Genomic DNA, 1,280 nt, shown 5'->3' with positions numbered 1-1,280 from the left:
CATCAGCCCGGCACCACGGTGTTGATGCGGATGCACTTTGCGCAGCTCGACCGTGCCCCGCGAGCGTGGGCCGGAGAACGCAGGCGCCGCCGTCCCGCTGCCGCCACCACCGCAACCAGCTGACCACCGACGAAGGGTCGCAACCCATTCAATCATCCGAACCACCCTCGGTCGCGTCGTTCGACGACCTCAACACCTCCGGCGCTCGGGCCCGATGAAAGCCGTTGTACGGCGGCGATCCCGCATGGTCGATGCTGGGGTAAATGGCGCTGCCGAGCGAAGCTCCGCCATCGATCTGCACCGTCACTCCGGTGATGAACGACGCGCCAGGTGACAGCAGAAAGACGATCGCCGAGGCCACCTCAGCCTCGGTCGCCAGCCGGCGCAGCGGCACGTGGTTGCGCAGCTTCGGGATCATGGCCTTCACCGCGCCGCCGTAGGTGTCCATGCCGCTGCTGGCAACCCAGCCCGGCGCCACTGCGTTGACCCGCACATGGGCGTGGGCCCATTCGTAGGCGGCTGTCTGCGTCAGGTTGGCCATGCCGGCGCGCGCCGCGCCCGAGTGCGCCATGCCCGGCATGCCGTTGCGGAAGTCGGCTGTCATGTTGACGATCGCGCCGCCGTGCTGCTGCATGCTCTGCGTGAACACCTCGCGCATCATCAGGAAGCCGCCGGTCAGGTTGTTGGCCACCACCGCATCGAAACCGCGCTTGCTGATGGCCAGCATCGGAGAAGGGAATTGGCCGCCGGCGTTGTTGACCAGCCCGGTGATCGGGCCTTGCTTGGCCACTTCGGCGACCTGGGTTTTGACAGTCTCCTCGTCGCGGATGTCGAATGCGCGCCATTCGCACTGGCCGCCGTCTTCGGTGATCTCGGCGGCCACTCGCTGCAGCTTGTCTTCCGAGCGGCCGCTGATCAGGACTTGTGCGCCGAGGGCGGCCAGCTCGTGCGCCACACAGCGGCCGATGCCGGAGCCGCCGCCGGTCACCCACAGGCGTTGGCCGGCGAACAGGCCGGGGCGGAAAACGCTGTCGTAGTGCGCAGCGGACATGCAGGCGTCTCCTGGTTTTCGGATCTTGGCCGCGAGGGTAACGTTAACGTCACCCTGATGGCTAATAGGGAATTTCGCTAATACCGCTGGCAGCCAGGCGGCCTAAAGTGCGGCGAACCCGATCAACCCGGAGGACGACACCATGGACCTGAATGCCGCCACCAAGGTGCTGCGCGAAAAAGTAGGCAGCGACAGCGGCCTGGGCACGACGCTGAAGTTCGACTGCGGC

Annotated in this window: 1 protein-coding gene; it reads right to left on the bottom strand. The window is 66.6% G+C overall.

Translation table 11 applies throughout. From position 1 onward, the window contains the following. Positions 1–148: 148 nt before the first annotated feature. Entirely contained in the window at positions 149–1,051 is a 903-nt protein-coding gene (locus AC1DYI_RS36045; protein ID WP_477208886.1) for an SDR family oxidoreductase, read from the bottom strand. Positions 1,052–1,280 lie beyond the last annotated feature (229 nt).

This window comes from Ideonella sp. P3_A4 (genome assembly GCF_056403075.1).
Note: the sequence above shows the minus strand (reverse complement) of the source record. Positions and strands in the feature narration are given on the sequence as shown.

Coding starts and splice junctions, on each gene's coding strand:
- AC1DYI_RS36045 (WP_477208886.1), bottom strand. CDS start 1,051: ATGTCCGCTGCGCACTACGACAGCGTTTTCCGCCCCGGCCTGTTCGCC.